Source organism: Methylorubrum podarium, from assembly GCF_040270385.1.
Taxonomy (GTDB): Bacteria; Pseudomonadota; Alphaproteobacteria; order Rhizobiales; family Beijerinckiaceae; genus Methylobacterium; species Methylobacterium podarium.
Window position 1 is genome coordinate 22,188 of sequence record NZ_JBELQE010000073.1, and the last position, 18,912, is coordinate 41,099.

Genomic DNA, 18,912 nt, shown 5'->3' on the forward strand with positions numbered 1-18,912 from the left:
GCAGGCAACCCGGTTTGCGCTCGCGGATCGGAACGGATCGGAACGGAAACGCACTGATGGACAAATCTTGCCCTTCGAAATCACCACCGCTGGTCGTGAAAGCGCGGCGGCGGTCGCCGGCTGGCGGGATCGTTCCCGCGTTCTACGCCTTTCGGCTTTCGTCCGGGGCAGGCCGGGTGGGACATCCGCCGGCCCCGGGTCCGGGGAGCAAAAATTGACCTGTCCGGGGCAGGAACGCCGGCCCGGCCGCGCCGCCCGGTAAAAAGTTGAAATGATTGCGGATTACGACACCCATGCGTCAGAATAACGCAGCCTGCCGCGCTGTCGCAGGCCGGAATGCGGGCTTCGGGGAGGCGCGGCCGTGAACGCGCCGCTCTTCCGCCACGAGGTCGTCGAGGCGCGCCGGAGCGCCTGGCTCGGCGAGGCCCAGGTGGTGCAGCCGCTCTCCGTCCGCGTCGTGGTCGGGCTCTGCCTCGCCTTCGTCGTCCTGGTCGGCCTCTACGCCTGGCTCGGCAGCTACACCCGCCGCGTCCACGCCGACGGTCTGCTCGCGCCCGATATCGGGCTGATCACCGTGGCGAGCCCGCTCGCGGGGCGGGTCAGCGCGTCGGGCGTCAAGGAAGGCGACCGGGTCGAGCGCGGCCAGCTCCTCTTCACCATCGACCTCGACGCGGTCTCCGCCAGCGGCCCGACCCAGGAGCGGGTGATCGCCCAGCTCGGCCGCCAGCGGGAGAGCGTCGAGCGCCAGCGCGCCGCCCGCGCCGCCATGGCCGAGGCGGAGAAGGAGGGCCTGAGGGAGCAGATCGCCAACCTGGAGGCGCAGCGCGCCAAGATCGACGAGCAGCTCGCGCTCCAGGAGAAGCTCGTGCCGCCGCTCAAGGCCCGGGCCGACGAACTCGCCGACCTCGTGACCCGGGGCTTCGCCCGCGCGGCCGACTTCCAGAGCCAGAACTACCTCTACCTCCAGGCGACCTCGCAGCTGGCGCAGTTCCGCCAGGGCGGGCTGCAGGTCGAGGGCAAGCTCGGCGACCTGAAGGCCAAGCTCTCGACCTTCGACGAGACGCTCGCCCGCGACCTCGCCGAACTCGACCGCAGCGCCGCGCAGCTCGAACAGCAGCGGGCCGAGAGCGAGGCGCGCCGCGCCATCGAGGTGCGCGCGCCCGAGCGCGGCATCCTCACCTCGATCCGGGCGCAGGCCGGGCAGACCGTGGCGGCGGGGGCGAGCCTGCTGACGCTGCTGCCGAGCGACGGCCGGATGCAGGCGAACCTGTTCGTGGATTCCTCGGCGATCGGCTTCATCGAGCCGGGCGCCGGCGTGATGCTGCGCTACGCCGCCTTCCCGTTCCAGCGCTTCGGCCTGCACCGGGGCACGGTGACCGAGGTGACCCGCGCGCCGCTCGAAGGCGACGGCGCCGCCCAGCCGGAGGCGGCGCGCGACGCCGCGAAAGGTGCGGGGAAAGGCGGCGTCTACCGCATCATCGTCCGGCCGGACGCCGACAGCGTGACCGCCTACGGCGAGCAGCGGCGGCTCGAGGCCGGGATGCGGGTCGAGGCCGACATCGCGCTGGAGAAGCGCCCGCTCTACCGCTGGCTCCTCGACCCCCTCTACCGCGTCAAGCGCAGCGTCGATCTCGTCACGGAAGGAGGGGAGCGGTGAGTCTGCTGTCGGATCTTCAGTTCGGTTTCCGGCGGCGCCTGCCGGTCGTGCTCCAGGCGGAGGCCGCCGAGTGCGGCATGGCCTGCCTCGCCATGGTGCTGGGCTACCATGGCCGCCGGGTCGATCTCGGAAGCTTGCGCGCCCGCCACGCCCTGTCGCTCAAGGGCATGACCCTGCGAAACCTCATGGACCTGTCGGGCACGATGGGGCTCTCGACGCGGGCGCTCCGGGTGGAGCTGCCCGATCTCGGCCGCCTGCGCCTGCCCTGCATCCTGCACTGGGGGCTCAACCACTTCGTCGTGCTGGCTGCCGTCCGCCGCCGGGAGATCGTGATCCACGATCCCGCCCGCGGCCGCCGCCGTCTGAGCCTCGCGGAAGCCTCGCGGGACTTCACCGGCGTCGCCCTGGAGGTGAGCCCGAACCAGAGCTTCGTGCGGGAGAAGGCGGCGCCGGGCCTCACGCTGTCCGACCTGTTCCGGGGCATGGCCGGCATCCGCTCGGCCATGACGCAGATCCTCGTCCTGTCGCTCGGGATCGAACTCGTCGCGATCCTGATGCCGATCGCCTCGCAGATCGTCATCGACGAGGTGATCGTGAACGGCGACCTCGACCTGCTCCTCGTCGTGGCGCTCGGCCTCGCCCTGCTGCTCATGCTGCAACTCGGCCTCGGCGTCGCCCGCAGCTGGGCGATCATGCTGACGGGGACGAAGCTGAACTACCAGTGGTCGGGCTCGCTGTTCGACCACCTCTCGCGGCTGCCGCTCGACTATTTCCAGAAGCGGCATGTCGGCGACGTGATCTCCCGCTTCGGCACGCTGGCCACGATCCAGAAGGGCATCACCACCGACCTCGTCCAGGCGCTCCTCGACGGGCTGATGTCGGTCGGCATGCTGATCATGCTGTTCCTCTACGGCGGCTGGCTCGCCTTCGTGGCGCTCGCCGCCACCGCGCTCAACGCCGGCCTGCGGATCGCCGCCTACAAGGCGTATCGCGAGGGCACCGAGGAGGCGATCGTCGCGGAGGCGCGCCAGCAGAGCCACTTCATCGAGACCGTGCGCGGCATGGCGAGCGTCAAGCTCCTGAACCTGCGCGAGCGCCGCCGCGGCACCTGGATGAACCAGTTCGTGCAGGCGCTGAACGCGCGGCTGCGGCTGCAGCGGCTCGACCTCGTGTTCGGGCGCGGCAACGAGTTCCTGTTCGGCGCCGACCGGCTGATCCTGCTGGTGCTCGGCGCGCGGGCCGTGATCGACCAGTCGATGACGCTCGGCATGCTGGTCGCCTTCCTCGCCTACCGCGACCAGTTCTCGACCCGCATCGGCACCCTGATCCAGTCGGGCTTCCAGCTCCGGATGCTCAACGTGCAGACCGACCGGCTCTCGGACATCGTCATGACCGAGCCGGAGGAGGCCGCCGCACCGATGCCCGCCGCGGCGGCGCCGGTCGCAGGGCCTGCCCTCCTCCCCGCCGGGGAGCGTCCGCCGGCCCGCGGCGCGGGCTTGCGCGCCGTCGGCCTGTCCCTGCGCTACGGAGACGACGAGCCCTGGGTGTTCCGCAACCTACGCCTCGAGGTGCCGCCGGGCCTGAGCCTCGCCATCACCGGCCCCTCGGGCTGCGGCAAGAGTTCGGTGATGAAGATCCTGATGGGCCTGCTGCCGCCCTCCGAGGGCGCGGTGCTGGTCGACGGGCGCGACATCCGCTCCGGGGGCTTGGCCGCCTACCGCGCCCGCATCGCCGGGGTGATGCAGGATGACGGGCTGTTCGCCGGCTCGATCGCCGAGAACATCGCCTGTTTCGACGAGCGGCCCGATCCCGGCTGGATCCGCGAATGTGCGGCGCGTGCCGCGATCCTCGACGACATCGCCCGCACGCCGATGGGGTTCGAGACGCTCGTCGGCGACATGGGCTCGACCCTGTCGGGCGGCCAGCGCCAGCGGGTGATCCTGGCCCGCGCCCTCTACCGGCGCCCGGAGATCCTGTTTCTCGACGAGGCAACGAGCGCGCTCGACGAGCCGACCGAGGCGGTGATCGCCGCCGCGCTCCGCGACCTGAAGATGACGCGGGTCATCGTCGCCCACCGCCCGGCCACCGTGGCCCATGCCGACCTGCGCTACGATTTTTCGGCGGAGGCGCCGCGGGTGAAGGCGCCGGTGACGGAAACCGCTGGTTGAGGGGCCTCGCCATCCCCCTCCCCCTTGCGAGTCGGCGCTCGCCCGTGCTCAGACCGCCGCAGCGACAAAAGCCTCGGGAGACGGCGATGAACTCGGTCAAGGAACGTCTGGAAGCGCTCGGCCTGAAGCTGCCGAAGGCGGCGGCCCCGGTCGCGAACTACGTCCCTTCCGTCCGCACCGGCAACCTCGTCGTCATCTCCGGCCAGATCTGCTTCGGGCCGGACGGCACCCTCGACCCGGCCCACAAGGGCAAGCTCGGCGCCGAGGTCTCGCCGGAGCAGGGCGTGGCGGCGGCCCGGCTCTGCGCGCTCAACGTGCTGGCCCAGCTCCAGGCGGCGGTGGGCGATCTCGACCACGGCGTCGTGCAATGCGTGCGGCTCGGCGGCTTCATCAACGCCGTGCCGACCTTCGCCGGCCTCGCCCAGATCATGAACGGCGCCTCGGACCTGATGGTCGAGATCCTCGGCGACCGCGGCCGCCACGCCCGCGCGACGGTGGGCGTCGCCGAGCTGCCCCTCGACGCCGCGGTCGAGGTCGAAGCGATGTTCGAGGTCGCGTGAGCGGGATGTTGGATCGGGCGCCGGACTGGCTCACCGCCCGCCCGATCGCCCATCGCGGCCTGCACGACCGCGCCGCCGGCATCCCCGAGAACACGCTGGCCGCGGCCGAGGCGGCGGTGGCGGGCGGCTACGCCATCGAGTGCGACGTGCAGCGCAGCGCCGACGGCGAGGCGATGGTGTTCCACGACGAGGCTTTGGGACGCCTCACGGGCGTCGCCGAACCGGTGGACGCCCGCACGGCGGCCGAACTCGGCACGCTCGCCATCGCCGGCACGGGGGAGCGCATCCCGACCCTGACGGAGTTCCTGGCGAAGATCGCCGGCCGCGTCCCCGTCGTCGTCGAGATCAAGTCCCGCTTCGACGGCGACCGGCGCCTGACCCGCCGCACCGTCGAGGTGGTCGCCGGGCTCGACGCGCCGATCGCGCTCAAATCCTTCGATCCGGGAATCGTCGCGACGCTGGCCGAGATCGCCCCGGACCGGCCCCGCGGCATCGTCGCGGAGGCCAGCCAGGACGATCCGCACTACGCCCTGCTGACGCCGTCGGCGCGGGCCGAATTGTCGGGCCTGCTCCACCTGCATGTGAGCCGCCCGCACTTCCTGTCCTGGCGCGTCGGCGACCTGCCGGGCCCGGTCCCCTATCTCTGCCGCCGCCTCGGGCAGATGCCGGTGATGACCTGGACCGTGCGCACCGAGGCGCAGCGGGCGCTGGCGCGGGAGCACGCGGACCAGATGGTCTTCGAGGGTTTTCGCCCGTAATCGAGGGTACCCGAAGGGCAAGCCCTTTGGCGGGTGCAGGGCGGAGCCCTGTCCGCTTTCAGGCCGCGCGAACCGTATCGAGGAAGCGGGAGACCTCCGCCGAGAGGTGCTCGGACTGGCGCGACAATTCGGTCGCCGAGGCCAGCACCTGGGCCGCCGCCGCGCCGGTCTCCTCGGCCGTGCCCGCCACCTCGGCGATGGTGCGGGTGACCGATTCGGTCCCGCCCGCGGCCTGGGCGACGTTGCGCACGATCTCCTGCGTCGCCGCCCCCTGCTCCTCGACCGCCGCGGCGATGCCGGTGGCGACGCCGCTGATCTCGCGGATGCGGCCGGAGATGCCGTCGATGGCCTGGACCACCTGCCCGGTCGCGCCCTGGATGCGCCCGATCTGACCGGTGATGTCCTCGGTCGCCCGGGCGGTCTGGTTGGCGAGTTCCTTGACCTCGGCGGCGACCACTGCGAAGCCGCGGCCGGCCTCGCCGGCGCGGGCGGCCTCGATCGTGGCGTTGAGCGCCAGCAGGTTGGTCTGGCCGGCGATCGTGGCGATCATCGCCACCACGTCGCCGATCCGCGCGGCGGAATCCGAGAGGTCGCGCACGAGGGTCGCGGTCTGCCCGGCCTCGTCCACGGCGGCCTGCGCCAGCGTCGCCGAGCCGTCGACCTGCCGGCCGATCTCCTGCACCGAGGCGCCGAGTTCCTCGGCCGCTGCGGCGACGGTGGCGACGTTCGACGCGGCCTCTCCGGCGGAGGCGGCCACGGTGCTGGATTGCCCGGCGGTCCGGGTGGCGTTGGCGGTCATGGCCCCGGCGGTCGCCTGGAGCTCGGTCGCGGCGGCGGTCACGCCCCCGACGATGCCCCCGACGGCCCGCTGGAAGTCGTCGGCCAGGGCCCGCGCGGCGGCCCGGCGCTGCGCCTCGGCGCCGGCCCGCGCCGCCCGCGTCTCCTCTTCGAGGGCGCGGGTGCGGATCAGGTTGTCCTTGAACACCTGCACCGCCGCGGCCATGGCGCCGATCTCGTCGCCGCGGCCCCGGCCCGGCACGGCGACCGCCGCGTCGCCGCCCGCGAGCGAGCCCATCGCCTCGGTCATCCGCGTGATCGGCCGCGAGATCCCGAACCAGCCGAACAGGGCGGCGGCGAGCGCCGAGAGCAGCGTCACGGCCATGGCGATCCAGGCGGTCATGGCGGCGGAGGCCGCGCTGCCGACGGCGCCCTCGACGCTGGTCTTGGCACCCTGCTTGTTGAGGGCGAGGTTCTCCTGCAGGCTCTTGGTCGCGGCCTGGGCGAGGCCGAGCGCCTCGGGTCCGGTGAGGAGCGTCAGGGCCTCGGCCCGGCGTCCCTCCCGCATCAGGGCGACGATGGTCTCGACCCGCTGCGTGTAGGTCGCCCAGGTCTCGGAGAAGCGCTGGTACAGCGCCCGCTCCTCGGGCGAGGCGATCAGCGGCTCGTAGGCGCGCCGCAGGGCTTCGAGGGCGGCCTGGCTCGTCCGCACGCTCTTCTCGTTCTCGGCCACCAGCGCGTCGGTCGGCGAGGCGGCGACGAAGCGGTAGGTCTTGACCCGCTCGTCGCGCGTCGCGGTGCTGATGTCGCCGAGCAGTCCGACCGAAGGCAGCCAATTGTCAGCGATGTCGCGGACTTCGCGATCGATGCTCGAAAGTCTGACGATGCTGATCCCGCCCTGAGCCGCAGCAACCACAGCGAGAATGCTGAACGAGCCCGCCAGGGCTGCTTTAAGGGATAGACGCATGCTGGATCCGAGAGAGGAGTGGGGACGCTCAGGCCCGTCACTCTGAACCGGAATACTTAAGGTTCTCTCGATTTCTGCAAGAAAGTGCACAACTCGCCGTGATCGGGCCTCTCCGCCGCGGGACGGCGGAGAGGCCCGAGGACGGCGGCGGCCCGCCCGCGGCCGTTACCGGCTACCCTCCGGCCGCTCCGAGGAGTTCTTCTTCTCCGTGGTCGCCTCGGGCTGCCCCAGGAACTCGGCGAGGTACCCCTTCCACAGGCTCGCGAAGCGCAGGGACTGGTGGCCATGCGTCTCGGGCGAGGTCGGGACCAGCACGAAGCGCCCGTCCTTCACCCGGGCGAAGGCGGCGTTCATCACGTCGAGCTGGGGCGGGTTCAGCTCGTCGTCGGCGAAGTTCACCGCGAGCACCTTCGCGGTGATCTTCTCGAGGTCCGGCGACGGGTCGTAGTCGTAGGAGGAGTCGAACCAGTACAGCCAGTCGTTGGCGTCGGCCTTGTTCCCGTAGCCGGCGATCATCTTGTCGTAGGCCGTGTCGGCGGCGGCGCGGGTCGGCGCCTGCTTCTGCAGGCCGAGCACGCTCTCGGTCATGATGTTGAAGATCGGCAGGATGCGCTCGAAGTTGCGCGGCTGCTCGGTGTACTCGCCGCCCTTCCAGCCGGGATCGGTGCGGATGCCCTCGATCAGGAGGCGCCGCCACAGGGCGTTGCGCCCGCTCACCGGGATCGGCTGGCTCGCCACCGCCATCAGCAGGTCCATCGCGCCGGGATAGCGCTCGCCCCACATCCAGGCTTGCATGCCGCCCATGGAGGTGCCGAGCACGAGGCGCAGGTGCTTGACCCCGAGCGCCTCGGTGACGACCCGGTACTGTCCTTCCACCACGTCGCCGTAGCCGTAGCGGGGGAAGCGCGCCTTGAGGCCGTCGGAGGGTTTCGCGGAGCCGCCGCGCCCGAGCCCGTCGGGCAGGATCACGTACCAGCGCTTCGCATCGAGCGGCGCTCCCTCGCCGAACAGCTCCGGCCCCAGCGTCGGGATCAGGAAGCTCTTTCCGGTGCCGGTCGTGCCGTGCAGGACGAGCACGGCGTTGTCGATCTCGCCGTCCGCGCCGCGATGGGGCGTGCCCAGCGTGGTGTAGTGCAGCTTGACCTTGTCCAGGCTCTCGCCGCTGGCGAATTTGAAGGTCTCGGCGACGTAATCGCCCTCCTGCTGGTTCGGATAGGACGCGGCCGGCGCGGCGATCCCCGGAGACGGCGCGAGGCCGGCGGCGAGCGGGGTCAGCGCCATCGCCGTGACCAGCAGAGCTGCGCGAAGCGAGCGTATCCGAGCACCCATCAAGCGTCCTCCTCGACCCATCCGAACGAGCGTTCCACCGCCCGGCCCCAGCCGGCGAACAGTGCCCGACGCTCCTCTTCCTCGATACGGGGATGCCAGCGTTTGTCCACGGCCCAGTTGTCGCGAAGATCTTCGAGGGTTTTCCAGAATCCTGTGGCGAGACCGGCGGCGTAGGCCGCGCCCAGGGCCGTCGTCTCGGATACCTTCGGGCGCAGGGTCGGGCGGCCGAGGATGTCGGCCTGGAACTGCATCAGGAGGTCGTTGACGGTCATGCCGCCGTCGCAGCGCAGTTCGGCGATCGGACAGCCGGAATCGCGCTCCATCGCCTCCAGCACCTCGCGGGTCTGGTAGGCGGTGGCCTCCAGGCAGGCGCGGGCGATGTGGCCCTTGTTGGCGTAGCGGGTCAGGCCGATGATGAGGCCGCGGGCGTCGTCCCGCCAGTGCGGGGCGTAGAGGCCGGAAAACGCCGGCACCACGTAGACGCCGCCATTGTCCTCGACGCTGCGGGCGAGCCCCTCGATCTCGCCCGAGGCGCCGATCAGGCCGAGATTGTCGCGCAGCCACTGCACCAGGGCGCCGGTGATGGCGATGGAGCCCTCCAGCGCGTAGGCCGGCGGGTGCCCGTCGAGCCGGTAGGCCACGGTGGTGACGAGCCCGGCGGAGGAGGCGACGGGCTCGGGGCCGGTGTTCATCAGCGCGAAGCAGCCGGTGCCGTAGGTGTTCTTGGCCTCGCCCGCGGAAAAGCAGGTCTGCCCGAACAGGGCCGCCTGCTGGTCGCCCAGAATCCCGCCGAGCGGCACGCCGGGAAACGGGTCGCGGATCTCCCCGCACACGCCGCCCGAGGCGACGATGGTCGGCAGCACCGCCCGCGGAATGCGGAACACGCCGAGCATGGTGTCGTCCCAGTCGAGGGTCGCGAGCGACATCAGCTGCGTGCGGCTGGCATTGGTCACGTCGGTGACGTGCAGGCCGCCCTGCGGGCCGCCGGTGAGGTTCCAGACCAGCCAGGAATCGATCGTGCCGAACAGCGCGCTGCCGTCCTCGGCCTTGGCCCGCGCGCCCTCGACATGGTCGAGCAGCCACGCGAGCTTCGAGGCGGAAAAATAACTCGCCAATGGCAGGCCGGTGGCGGCGCGGAAGCGGTCGCGGCCGCCGTCGCGGGCGAGCGCGGCCACGTGCCGGTCGGTGCGGGTGTCCTGCCAGACCAGGGCGTGGTGCAGCGGCTCGCCGGTGCGGCGGTCCCACAGCAGGGCGGTCTCGCGCTGGTTGGTGATGCCGATGGCGGCCAGCGCCTGCGGCTCCAGCCCGGCCCGGGCCAGCCCCTCGCGCATCACCGCGTGGGTGTTGCGCCAGATCTCCCGCGGGTCGTGCTCGACCCAGCCGGGACGGGGAAAGATCTGCTCGTGCTCGCGCTGGGCCTGCGCCAGGATCGTGCCCCGGCGGTCGAACACGATGAAGCGCGTGCTCGTGGTGCCCTGGTCGATCGCCCCGACCGCGTCCGGCATGGCGTCCCTCCCGGCGTTCCTCGCATCCGGGATTTTTTCGATCCCGGCTCGGCCCCGATCCTACACGAGGCGGCGTGCGCCGGAACCGGTCAGCCCGCTTGTCAGCCCCCTTGCGCCCGTTCCAACTGGGCCGGGGTGTCCTTCGCCCCCATCTGCCGGGCCATGTCGGCGGCGCTCAACCCCGTGGCGTCGCGCCTCGCCGGGTCGGCGCCGTGGGCGAGCAGCAGCGCGACGATCTCGGTGCGGTCGAACATCGCCGCCACCATCAGCGCCGTGCGGGTGCCGTCGCCGGCCCCGTCGACCTGGGCCCCGTGCTCCAGCAGCAGCCGGACGATGTCGGCATCGCCCTTGAAGGCGGCGCCGGCGAGCGGGGTCTGGCCGCGGTCGTTGGCGAGTTCGGGATCGCCCCCGGCCTCCAGGATCACGCGGGCCGCCGCCGCCTGGCCGTTATAGGCGGCGAGCATGAGGAGGCTGTCGCCCTTGTCGTTGCGCAGGTTCGCCGGCAGGCCCTGGCCGAACAGCTCCGCCAGTTCCTCCGCATGGCCCATCCGGGCGTACTGGAAGACGCGGGCGGCGAAGGCGAGGGTCTCGTCGTCGAGGGCGGGGCGGTCGGCGTTCGAATCGGCCTGCATCGGGATCTTTTGAGGCTTCGTGGCGGGATCGGCCCGGTGCATGTGGCGTTTCCCGCGGTTGCGTCCAGCCTGAGCCGGGGACCTGACGCTTGGAAAGGCGAGGCCGAACTCTCGCGTCAGGCCGCCGCGGTCAGGATCGGCGGGTTCAGCCCCCCGAACCGCCGGTCGCGGGCGGTGAAATCGGCGATTGCCGCGGCGAGGTCGGAGGCCGTGAAATCGGGCCACATCCGCTCGGTGAAGTGCAGTTCGGCATAGGCCGCCTCCCAGAGCAGGAAGTCGGAGAGCCGCTTCTCGCCGCCGGTGCGGATCAGGAGATCGACGTCGCCGGGCTCGCACAAGGCCGCGCTCATGCCCTCGCGGCTCAAGCCCTCGGCCCCGAGCCGGGCGGCGGCGGCGAGGATCGCGTCGCGCGAGGAGTAATCGACGGCGATGCGCAGGTTCAGCCGGTCGCCCGAAGCGGTCGCGGCCTCGGCCCGCGCGATCGCCTCCGGAATCCCCGCGGGCAGGCGGTCGCGGCGGCCGATCACCGTGAGGCGCGTGCCGCTGCGGGCGAGCCGCTCGGTCTCGCCGCGCAGATAGGCCCGCAGCAGCCGCATCAGCCCGCCGACCTCCTCGGCCGGGCGGCGCCAGTTGTCGCTGGAGAAGGCGTAGAGCGTCAGCGTGCCGATGCCGAGGGCGGGGGCCGCCTCCGCCACCCGCTGGATCGTCTTGACGCCCGCCCGGTGGCCCGCGCTCCGGGGCAGGCCGCGGGCGCTCGCCCAGCGGCCGTTGCCGTCCATGATGATCGCCGCGTGGAGCGCTGATCTGCGATCGAGAGGGCTTTGCATCGTAAAGTCTCCGGGCGAGATGCGGGACACGCGGGGGATGCAGCGTTCGACGGGATGGCGGTGAGGAGACCGTCTCAGACCGGTTCGGCGAGTCCGGAGCGGTCGTGGCCGGCGGCGTTCTGCGGCCGGCCGGCGGCCTGGGCGGCGTCGCGCACCACCTGCTCCAGCACCCCGAGATAATCGAGGAAGCGGGCGCGCCCGGAGGGCGTCAGGCGGCAGAGGGTCTGCGGCCGGTTCTGCTCGTAGCCCTTCTCCAGGCTGACGAGGTCGGCCTCCTGCAGCACGGCGAGGTGGCGGCTGAGATTGCCGTCGGTGAGCCCGCACAGGCGCTTGAGGTCGGGGAAGGCGAGGCCGCGGGGATGCGAGACCAGGGAGGTCAGCACCGAGAGCCGCGCCCGCTCGTGGATGATGCGGTCGAGCCCCTCGTAGGAGAAGCGGGCGTCGGTGCGATCAGAGGTCGGCATCGGCGTCTCCGTCGGCGGATCCGTCAGCGTGTCCGTCGGCTTGGCCGGAATGGCGGTGGATGATGACGGCGAGCAGGCCCTGGCCCACGGCGAAGGGCAGGCCCATCAGCCAGGGCGAGAGGTGGCGCGTCTCGCTGGCGAGCGCCAGCACGGCGAGCCCGGCGAGCAGGTACCACGCGCCCGCGAGCGGCACGGTGCGGGGCAGGATGCGGGCGGAGGCGAACAGGCCGAGCCCGACCAGGACCTGCCACAGGCCCGGCAGCATCCAGAGCTGGTCCGGCGCGAAGCGGGCGAAGACGAGCCCCAGACACAGCCCCGCCCCGCCCGCGGGCAGAAACCCCTCGATGGCGCTGAACACCATCGCGTCGGCGAGCCCCGAATGGACCCGGCGCGAGCGGCGCACCGCCTCGAACCCGATCAGGAGGCAGGCGGTGACGGCGGCGGCGATCCAGAGCCCGAAGAAGACGACCGGCCGCCCGGTCGGATCGTCGAGCAGGACGTCCTGGGCGCCCGCGACGACGAGGGCGAGGACGCCGGTGGCGGCGAGCGTCGCCGCGCCGAGGCCGCGGAACGCGGTGTCCCGCGCGATCTGCATCCGGATCGCGACGATGTCGGCGAGCGCCTTGTCGAGGTCGCCGTGGGTGTCACGCATGGGGCCTGTCTTCCCGCGTCGAAGCGTGCTTTGCATTGCAAAGTACACGCGGACGCAGAGCCGTCAAGCGGGGAGGCGTCAGATTCAAGGCCATCGCTCGAAGCTGCTTGGGCAGCTTCGCGGCGCCAAGGGGCACGACCAAGAGCGCCGCGCGTAGCGGGCTTTCCGGGGCGTCAGCCCCGTAAAGCGTCGAGCGGAGCGAAAGCATGAGCCCGCGGAGGCGGGCGCCGGCGACTGAGGCCGGCGAAGAACCAAAGTGATCGCTTTCAAGCGATCACCTTGCGTCAGATTTCGGCCCGCAGCCCCGCGAGGTCGAGGCGGCGGGTGACCATGGCGAGGTCGCCCTGTCGGTCCCGCGGCCACTCGGCCTCCGGCCGGTCGCGGTAGAGCTCGACCCCGTTCCCGTCGGGATCGCGCAGGTAGAGCGCCTCGGACACGCCGTGGTCGCTGGCGCCGTCGAGGGGGAGGCCGGCCGCCTCGACCCGGCGCAGGGCGTCGGCCAGGGCCGCCCGGGTCGGGTAGAGGATCGCGAGGTGGTAGAGACCGGTATGGCCGGGCGGCGGCGGGGAGCCGCCCGCGCTCTCCCAGGTGTTGAGGCCGATATGGTGGTGGTAGCCGCCGGCCGAGACGAAGGCCGCCTGGGCGCCGTAGCGCTGCGTCAGCGCGAAGCCGAGCACGCCGCAATAGAAGCCCAGCGCCCGTTCGAGGTCGGCCACCCTGAGATGGACGTGACCGATGCGGGTCTGCGGATGGATCGGTTCGCTCATGGGGGCGGTCTCCTCGCGCCGCTCGTCACGCCCGCCGCAGGGCGTAGGGGCCGTCGCCGAGCCCGGCCTGGACCAGCAGCATCACCGCCCAGAAGCCGGCGAACTCCCAGCCGCCGCCGGGATTCTGCGCAAAGAAGCCGTTGGCGCCGTGCACGGTGACGATGGCGCCGATCAGGACCGGGACCAGGGCCAGGGCGACGAAGCGGGCGTAGAGGCCGAGGATCAGGGCGAGGCCGCCCGCGGCCTCGACGGCGATCACCGCGTAGCCGAGGGCGGGCGGCAGGCCGAGGGAGCCGAAGAAGGCCGCCGTGCCCGCGGGGGTGAACACGAACAGCTTCAGCCCGGCATGGGCCAGGAACAGGCCGCCGAGGGTGAGACGCAGCAACAGGGCGGCGTAGGGGGCAGTGCGGGCGTCGGTCATGGTCGTCTCGGGGTCCGGTTGGTTCGATCGCCGTCGCGGTGACGGCGGTTGCGGTGACCGGACCATGCCCTGCCCGTGCCCTTGCGATAATCCGCGTTCCCCGCCATTCACCTCACCCTGAGAGAGTGAGGTGAGCCGTGCTCGACCGCGTGACGGGAATGCAGGTCTTTGCCCGGGTGGCGGCGCTCGGCAGCTTCTCGGCCGCCGCGCGGGCGCTCGGCCTTTCGCAGACCGGCGTGACCAAGCACGTGGCGGCGCTGGAGACGCGGCTCGGCACGCGGCTCCTGCACCGGACGACGCGCCGGCTGACGCTCACCGAGACCGGGCGGGGCTATCTCGAAGCCTGCGAGCGCATCCTCGCCGAGATCGCGGAGGCCGAGGCCATGGCCGGCGCCGAAGGGGTCGAGGCGCACGGAACCCTTCGTCTCAACGTGCCGCTCTCCTTCGGCGTGCGGGAGATCGCCCCGGCGCTCGCGGCCTTCGCCGCCGCGCATCCGGCGCTGACGATCGAGCTCGGCCTCAACGACCGGCGGGTCGACCTGATCGAGGAGGGCTGGGACCTCGCGGTGCGGATCGGAACGCTCGCCGATTCGGGCCTGATCGCGCGGCGCCTCGCCGCCAGCCGCCTCCTGGTCTGCACCGCGCCGGATTATCTCGACCGGCACGGCACGCCGCGCGCGCCCGAGGACCTGAGGGAGCACAACTGCCTCGGCTATACCCTGTCCGATTCCAGCGGCTGGCGCTTCGGCGATCGGGTCTACCCGGTCTCCGGCACCCTGCGGGCGCCGAACGGCGCCGCTCTGGTGGCCGCGGCCTCGGCCGGTCTGGGACTCGTCTACCAGCCGACCTTCCTGGTGGCGGAGGCCCTGCGCGCCGGCAGCCTCGTCGCCCTCGATCTCGGTGCCCCCTGCCCGACCCTGCCGATCCACGCCCTGATGCCGCCGGGCCGGCGCCCGGCCAAGACCCGCGCCTTCGTCGATTTCCTGGCGGAGCGGTTCGCGGGCGAGCCGGCCTGGGAACGGGACCTGCCGGAGGCGGTGCGGGGGTGAGAGCGACGCGCGCGTCAGCCGACAGCGGCCTCTCCGCCCTCGAACAACCGGATGATCTCGTCCTGGTCCATCCTGTCGAAATCGTCCGGGACCGAGATCTGTCCGACGAGCCCGCCGAGGCGTCGCGTGCGCGGCGGCTCGGCGTCCGCGGGCACGACCCGGACCAGGGGGCGGCCGTTCTCGGCGATCACGAACGGCTCGCCGCGCGACGCCGCCTCGACCAGCCGCGACAGATCCGCCTCGGCCTCGCGGAGGCTGACCGTTTTCATGACGGTCTCCCTGATGTGGAACCGCCCTGACGCTAGTCCGGGCCCGAAACGGCCGCAAGCACCAGCAATTGTGGGCTCTCCGGACTCTTCCTGAGACCGCCCGACAGGCCCATATTGTCGCCATGCCCGCACCCAAGAATCCGCGCGTGAGCCCGGCCAAGGCGCCAGTCAAGATACCGGCCAAGGCACCGGCCAAGGCGACCTCGAAGACGACGGCGAAGGCGGACCGGCCCGAGCTGATGCCGCTCGACGAGCATCTCGCCGCCCTGCTCAACCCCGCCCTCAACCGCAACCGCCCGAAGGCGATCGAGCCGGTGCCCCAGCCCGAGCCGGCCCGGAAGGGGCGCGGGAGCAAGGGCGAGGCGAAGGCCTACAAGAAGATCGCGCAGGACGGCTTCGCCGAGGCGCCGCAGGCGGGCTTCGCCATCGGCGACGCGGCCGACGTCGATCCGCGGCTGGCCCAGGCCCTCGGCCTGATCCCGCCGGACGACGGCCCGGCCCCCGAGGCCGCACCCGAGGCGGACGCGCCCTCCCTCGCGACGGAGGGGGTCTCGGCCACGGTCGAGGCGCTGGAAAAGCTGCTCACCGAGGGCAACCCGCTGTTCAAGAACGGCGAGGCCTGGGTGCCGCACCGCCCGGAACGGCCGGCGAAATCCGAGGGCGGCGTCCGGTTCACGCTGAAATCCGACTTCACCCCGGCGGGCGACCAGCCCAGGGCCATCGCCGAACTGGTGGAGGGCGTCAGAACCGCCGAGCGCGACCAGGTGCTCCTCGGGGTCACGGGCTCCGGAAAGACCTTCACGATGGCCAAGGTCATCGAGGAGACGCAGCGTCCGGCCCTGATCCTCGCCCCGAACAAGACGCTGGCCGCGCAGCTCTACGGCGAGTTCAAGAGCTTCTTTCCGGACAACGCGGTCGAGTACTTCGTCTCGTACTACGACTACTACCAGCCGGAAGCCTACGTGCCGCGCTCGGACACCTTCATCGAGAAGGAATCCTCGATCAACGAGCAGATCGACCGGATGCGCCACTCGGCGACGCGCGCCCTGCTGGAGCGGGACGACGTCATCATCGTCGCCTCGGTCTCCTGCATCTACGGCATCGGCTCGGTCGAGACCTACACGGCGATGTCGTTCACGGTCTCGCTGGGCGAGAAGATCGAGCAGCGCCAGCTCATCGCCGACCTCGTGGCGCTGCAGTACAAGCGCATCCAGTCGGACTTCGCCCGCGGCACCTTTCGCGTGCGCGGCGACGTCATCGAGCTGTGGCCGGCCCACTTGGAGGATCGCGGCTGGCGCATCGGCCTGTTCGGCGACGAGGTGGAGTCGATCGTCGAGTTCGACCCGCTCACCGGCAAGAAGATCAACGAGCTGAAGTTCGTCAAAGTCTACGCGAACTCGCACTACGTCACGCCGCGCCCGACGCTGCAGCAGGCGATCAAGGGGATCAAGACCGAGCTGAAGGGGCGCGTCGAGGAGCTGACCCGGATGGGCCGCCTGATCGAGGCGCAGAGGCTGGAGCAGCGCTGCACCTTCGACATCGAGATGATCGAGGCGACGGGGGCCTGCAACGGCATCGAGAATTATTCGCGCTACCTGACCGGGCGGAAGCCCGGCGAGCCGCCGCCGACCCTGTTCGAGTACCTGCCCGACAACGCCCTCGTCTTCACCGACGAGAGCCACGTCACCGTGCCGCAGATCGGCGGCATGTATCGCGGTGACTTCCGGCGCAAGGCGACGCTCGCCGAGTACGGCTTCCGCCTGCCCTCCTGCCTCGACAACCGCCCCCTGCGGTTCGAGGAATGGGACGCGATGCGGCCGCAATCGGTCCACGTCTCGGCCACGCCCGGCAAGTGGGAGATGGAGCGCACGGCCGGCGTCTTCGCCGAGCAGGTGATCCGCCCCACCGGTCTCGTCGATCCGGTGATCGAGATCCGCCCGGCCCGCTCCCAGGTGGACGACCTCCTGGGCGAGGTCCGCGCCGTGGCCCAGGCCGGCTACCGCACGCTGGTCACCACGCTGACCAAGCGCATGGCCGAGGACCTGACCGAGTACCTGCACGAGAACTCGGTGCGGGTGCGCTACATGCACTCGGACATCGACACCCTGGAGCGGATCGAGATCATCCGCGATCTCCGGCTCGGCGCCTTCGACGTCCTGATCGGCATCAACCTGCTGCGCGAGGGCCTCGACATCCCCGAATGCGCGCTGGTGGCCATCCTCGACGCCGACAAGGAGGGTTTCCTGCGCTCCGAGACGTCGCTGATCCAGACCATCGGCCGCGCGGCGCGCAACGCCGATGCCCGCTGCATCCTCTACGCGGACACCATCACCGGCTCGATGGAGCGGGCGATGGCCGAGACCGAGCGCCGCCGCCAGAAGCAGCTCGCCTACAACGCCGAGCACGGCATCACGCCGCAATCGGTCAAGCGCGGCATCGCCGACATCCTCGAGAGCGTCTACGAGCGCGACCACGTCCGCGTCGATACGGGGCTCGCCAAGGACGCGATCACGGTGGGCCACAACCTCAAGGCCGTCATGGCCGACCTCGAGAAGCGGATGCGCGCGGCCGCCGCCGACCTCGACTTCGAGGAGGCGGCCCGGCTGCGCGACGAGCTCAAGCGGCTCCAGGCCACCGAGCTCATGGTCTCCGACGACCCCATGGCGCGCCAGGGCGATGTCGAGCGCGAGGCCGGGCGCTACGGGCAGAAGGGCAGCCGGATCGCCAAGCCGACCCTCGACAACATGGGCCCCGGCACCGACCGTGAATTGCCGGCCGGGGCCGTGCCCTGGCAGGAGCGGCCGAAGGCGCGCTCGACGCAGGGGCTCGGCGGCCAGAAGCCCCGCTACAAGGGCGGCGGCGGGCGCAAGCGCGGCTGACACCGTCTGAAACCTCGCCGAGGGGAACCTTGGCCACCGGCCGGGATTGGCCCTTCAGATCCTGCAACCGCCGGGCGGCTCCGCCGTGAGCCCGGTCGGCGGCGCGGACCCTGCGGGAAGCCTGAAACGGAGCCGACCGATGCGATCCCCCTCTCCCCTCAGCCGCGCCGCCCTCGGCGCCCTCCTCGGCAGCCTGATCCTGTCCGCGCCGGCGCTGGCCCAGAGCGTGGCCAACCCCAACGACCAGCCCACCGCCGGCACCCTGCCCTCCGGCACCGACACCGTGCGCGGCAACCAGCGCACCGCCGAGCGGTCGACCGGCGAGGTGTCGCCCCCTAGCGCGATCCGCTCCTCGACCTCGGTGATGCCCGAGGGCCGGAGCAGCGGGAAGACCGTGCGCACCAACCCCACCGACCATCTCTCGAAGCCGTTCCGCACGAGCTACGAGAACTGATCCGCAACCCCATCCCAAGGCTCGCCGTTGGACCGGCACGGCCGCCGCAGGCGGCGTGAACCGGCGGGAGGAAACGCATGGGGCTGCTCGATCAAGTCATCGGCGGAGTCGTCGGACAGGTTTTGGGGGGTGGACGCGGCGGGGCCTTGGCCTCGCCGGTGGTGAAGGCTCTCCTCATGCTGCTGCTCGCCAAGGGCGCGGGCGGGCTTGGCGGCGGAGCGGGCGGCGGGCTCGGCGACATTTTCGGCCGCGGATCGCCCGAGCCGGGCGGCCGGCCCTTCCCCGATCCGGGCGTCGACGACGGCGATCTCGGTGGGTTCAACCAGGGCCGCCGCAGCGGGCCGCCAGCGCAAGGTGACGATCCCGGCGGCGATTTCGGCGATCTCGCCGGCATGCTCGACGGTCCGGGCGACGGTCATTCCGGGCACCGCTCCCCCGGCGAGGGCCCCTATGCCGGGCTCGACCGTGAGCCGCAGGATGGGAGCGGCCCCGCCGCGGGCGGGCTCGACGGCCTGATCCAGAGCTTCGAGCGGAGCGGGCTCGGCGACGTGATCGGCTCGTGGATCGGCCACGGCCCCAACCGCGAGATCGCGCCGAACCGCCTCGCCGAGGCCCTGGGTCCCGGCACCGTCGACAGCCTCAGCCGCGAGACCGGCCTGCCGCGCGAGGACCTGCTCGCGCAGCTGGCGCAGGCCCTCCCCGGCGTGATCGACGCCCTGACGCCCCAGGGCCGCGCCCCGAGCCGCGAGGAACGCGGCGGCTGGTGAGGGCGGGGGC

18 protein-coding genes are annotated in these 18,912 nt (G+C 71.8%); 8 read left to right on the forward strand and 10 right to left on the reverse strand.

The genetic code is table 11. The features are described from left to right. Positions 1-361 precede the first annotated feature (361 nt). The 4 genes from ABS772_RS12810 to ABS772_RS12825 all read left to right on the forward strand — a co-directional run bounded on the left by ABS772_RS12810 (position 362) and on the right by ABS772_RS12825 (position 5,143). The gene (locus ABS772_RS12810; protein ID WP_238256094.1) at positions 362-1,657 is read left to right on the forward strand and encodes an HlyD family secretion protein; all 1,296 of its coding nucleotides are present in this window, start codon (positions 362-364) and stop codon (positions 1,655-1,657) included. After that, complete coding sequence (locus tag ABS772_RS12815) at positions 1,654-3,825, forward strand: peptidase domain-containing ABC transporter (RefSeq protein ID WP_350395024.1); 2,172 nt, start codon at positions 1,654-1,656, stop codon at positions 3,823-3,825. The genes ABS772_RS12810 and ABS772_RS12815 overlap by 4 nt, the downstream gene beginning before the upstream one ends. 86 nt (positions 3,826-3,911) lie before the next feature. Then, on the forward strand, positions 3,912-4,385 hold the full coding sequence (locus ABS772_RS12820; protein WP_238256092.1) for a RidA family protein: 474 nt from the start codon (positions 3,912-3,914) through the stop codon (positions 4,383-4,385). After that, positions 4,382-5,143: a glycerophosphodiester phosphodiesterase family protein gene (locus ABS772_RS12825; RefSeq protein ID WP_350395026.1), complete on the forward strand. Its 762-nt coding sequence runs from the start codon at positions 4,382-4,384 to the stop codon at positions 5,141-5,143. The genes ABS772_RS12820 and ABS772_RS12825 overlap by 4 nt, the downstream gene beginning before the upstream one ends. A gap of 58 nt (positions 5,144-5,201) precedes the next feature. Here the strand turns inward: ABS772_RS12825 and ABS772_RS12830 are convergent, their stop codons facing one another. The 9 genes from ABS772_RS12830 to ABS772_RS12870 form a co-directional block, all read right to left on the reverse strand. Then, entirely contained in the window at positions 5,202-6,887 is a 1,686-nt protein-coding gene (locus ABS772_RS12830; protein WP_350395027.1) for a methyl-accepting chemotaxis protein, read from the reverse strand. Positions 6,888-7,052: 165 nt separating this feature from the next. Then, positions 7,053-8,216, reverse strand: a complete 1,164-nt coding sequence (locus tag ABS772_RS12835) for an alpha/beta fold hydrolase (RefSeq protein WP_350395030.1) — start codon at positions 8,214-8,216, stop codon at positions 7,053-7,055. Beyond that, positions 8,216-9,721 carry a glycerol kinase GlpK gene (gene glpK, locus ABS772_RS12840; protein ID WP_350395031.1) on the reverse strand — a complete coding sequence of 502 codons (1,506 nt, stop codon included), beginning with the start codon at positions 9,719-9,721 and terminating at the stop codon, positions 8,216-8,218. Before glpK ends, ABS772_RS12835 begins: the two co-directional genes overlap by 1 nt. Before the next feature lie 101 nt (positions 9,722-9,822). Beyond that, positions 9,823-10,353, reverse strand: coding sequence for an ankyrin repeat domain-containing protein (locus ABS772_RS12845; RefSeq protein ID WP_350395067.1), 531 nt, complete (start codon positions 10,351-10,353; stop codon positions 9,823-9,825). A 116-nt stretch (positions 10,354-10,469) separates the two neighbouring features. Beyond that, positions 10,470-11,180, reverse strand: coding sequence for a di-trans,poly-cis-decaprenylcistransferase (locus tag ABS772_RS12850; RefSeq protein ID WP_350395032.1), 711 nt, complete (start codon positions 11,178-11,180; stop codon positions 10,470-10,472). Positions 11,181-11,254: 74 nt separating this feature from the next. Beyond that, positions 11,255-11,644: a transcriptional regulator gene (locus ABS772_RS12855; protein ID WP_238258405.1), complete on the reverse strand. Its 390-nt coding sequence runs from the start codon at positions 11,642-11,644 to the stop codon at positions 11,255-11,257. Beyond that, positions 11,631-12,296 carry a hypothetical protein gene (locus ABS772_RS12860; RefSeq protein WP_350395034.1) on the reverse strand — a complete coding sequence of 222 codons (666 nt, stop codon included), beginning with the start codon at positions 12,294-12,296 and terminating at the stop codon, positions 11,631-11,633. The genes ABS772_RS12855 and ABS772_RS12860 overlap by 14 nt, the downstream gene beginning before the upstream one ends. A 284-nt stretch (positions 12,297-12,580) precedes the next feature. Beyond that, on the reverse strand, positions 12,581-13,063 hold the full coding sequence (locus ABS772_RS12865; protein ID WP_350395035.1) for a VOC family protein: 483 nt from the start codon (positions 13,061-13,063) through the stop codon (positions 12,581-12,583). Positions 13,064-13,088: 25 nt separating this feature from the next. Beyond that, positions 13,089-13,484, reverse strand: a complete 396-nt coding sequence (locus ABS772_RS12870) for a DoxX family protein (RefSeq protein ID WP_238256745.1) — start codon at positions 13,482-13,484, stop codon at positions 13,089-13,091. A gap of 137 nt (positions 13,485-13,621) precedes the next feature. Here ABS772_RS12870 and ABS772_RS12875 point away from each other — a divergent pair, with 137 nt between their 5' ends. Next, positions 13,622-14,533 carry a LysR family transcriptional regulator gene (locus tag ABS772_RS12875; protein WP_350395037.1) on the forward strand — a complete coding sequence of 304 codons (912 nt, stop codon included), beginning with the start codon at positions 13,622-13,624 and terminating at the stop codon, positions 14,531-14,533. Between the two features lie 14 nt (positions 14,534-14,547). On the opposite strand, the gene ABS772_RS12880 is transcribed toward ABS772_RS12875, so the two are convergent. Beyond that, positions 14,548-14,802, reverse strand: a complete 255-nt coding sequence (locus ABS772_RS12880; protein ID WP_350395039.1) for a type II toxin-antitoxin system Phd/YefM family antitoxin — start codon at positions 14,800-14,802, stop codon at positions 14,548-14,550. A gap of 122 nt (positions 14,803-14,924) precedes the next feature. On the opposite strand from ABS772_RS12880, the gene uvrB reads away from it, so the two are divergent. The 3 genes from uvrB (at position 14,925) to ABS772_RS12895 (ending at position 18,902) form a co-directional block, all read left to right on the forward strand. After that, complete coding sequence (gene uvrB, locus ABS772_RS12885; RefSeq protein WP_238256742.1) at positions 14,925-17,681, forward strand: excinuclease ABC subunit UvrB; 2,757 nt, start codon at positions 14,925-14,927, stop codon at positions 17,679-17,681. Between the two features lie 139 nt (positions 17,682-17,820). Continuing rightward, the gene (locus ABS772_RS12890; RefSeq protein WP_238256741.1) at positions 17,821-18,135 is read left to right on the forward strand and encodes a hypothetical protein; all 315 of its coding nucleotides are present in this window, start codon (positions 17,821-17,823) and stop codon (positions 18,133-18,135) included. A 77-nt stretch (positions 18,136-18,212) separates the two neighbouring features. Continuing rightward, the gene (locus tag ABS772_RS12895) at positions 18,213-18,902 is read left to right on the forward strand and encodes a YidB family protein (RefSeq protein WP_350395043.1); all 690 of its coding nucleotides are present in this window, start codon (positions 18,213-18,215) and stop codon (positions 18,900-18,902) included. Positions 18,903-18,912 lie beyond the last annotated feature (10 nt).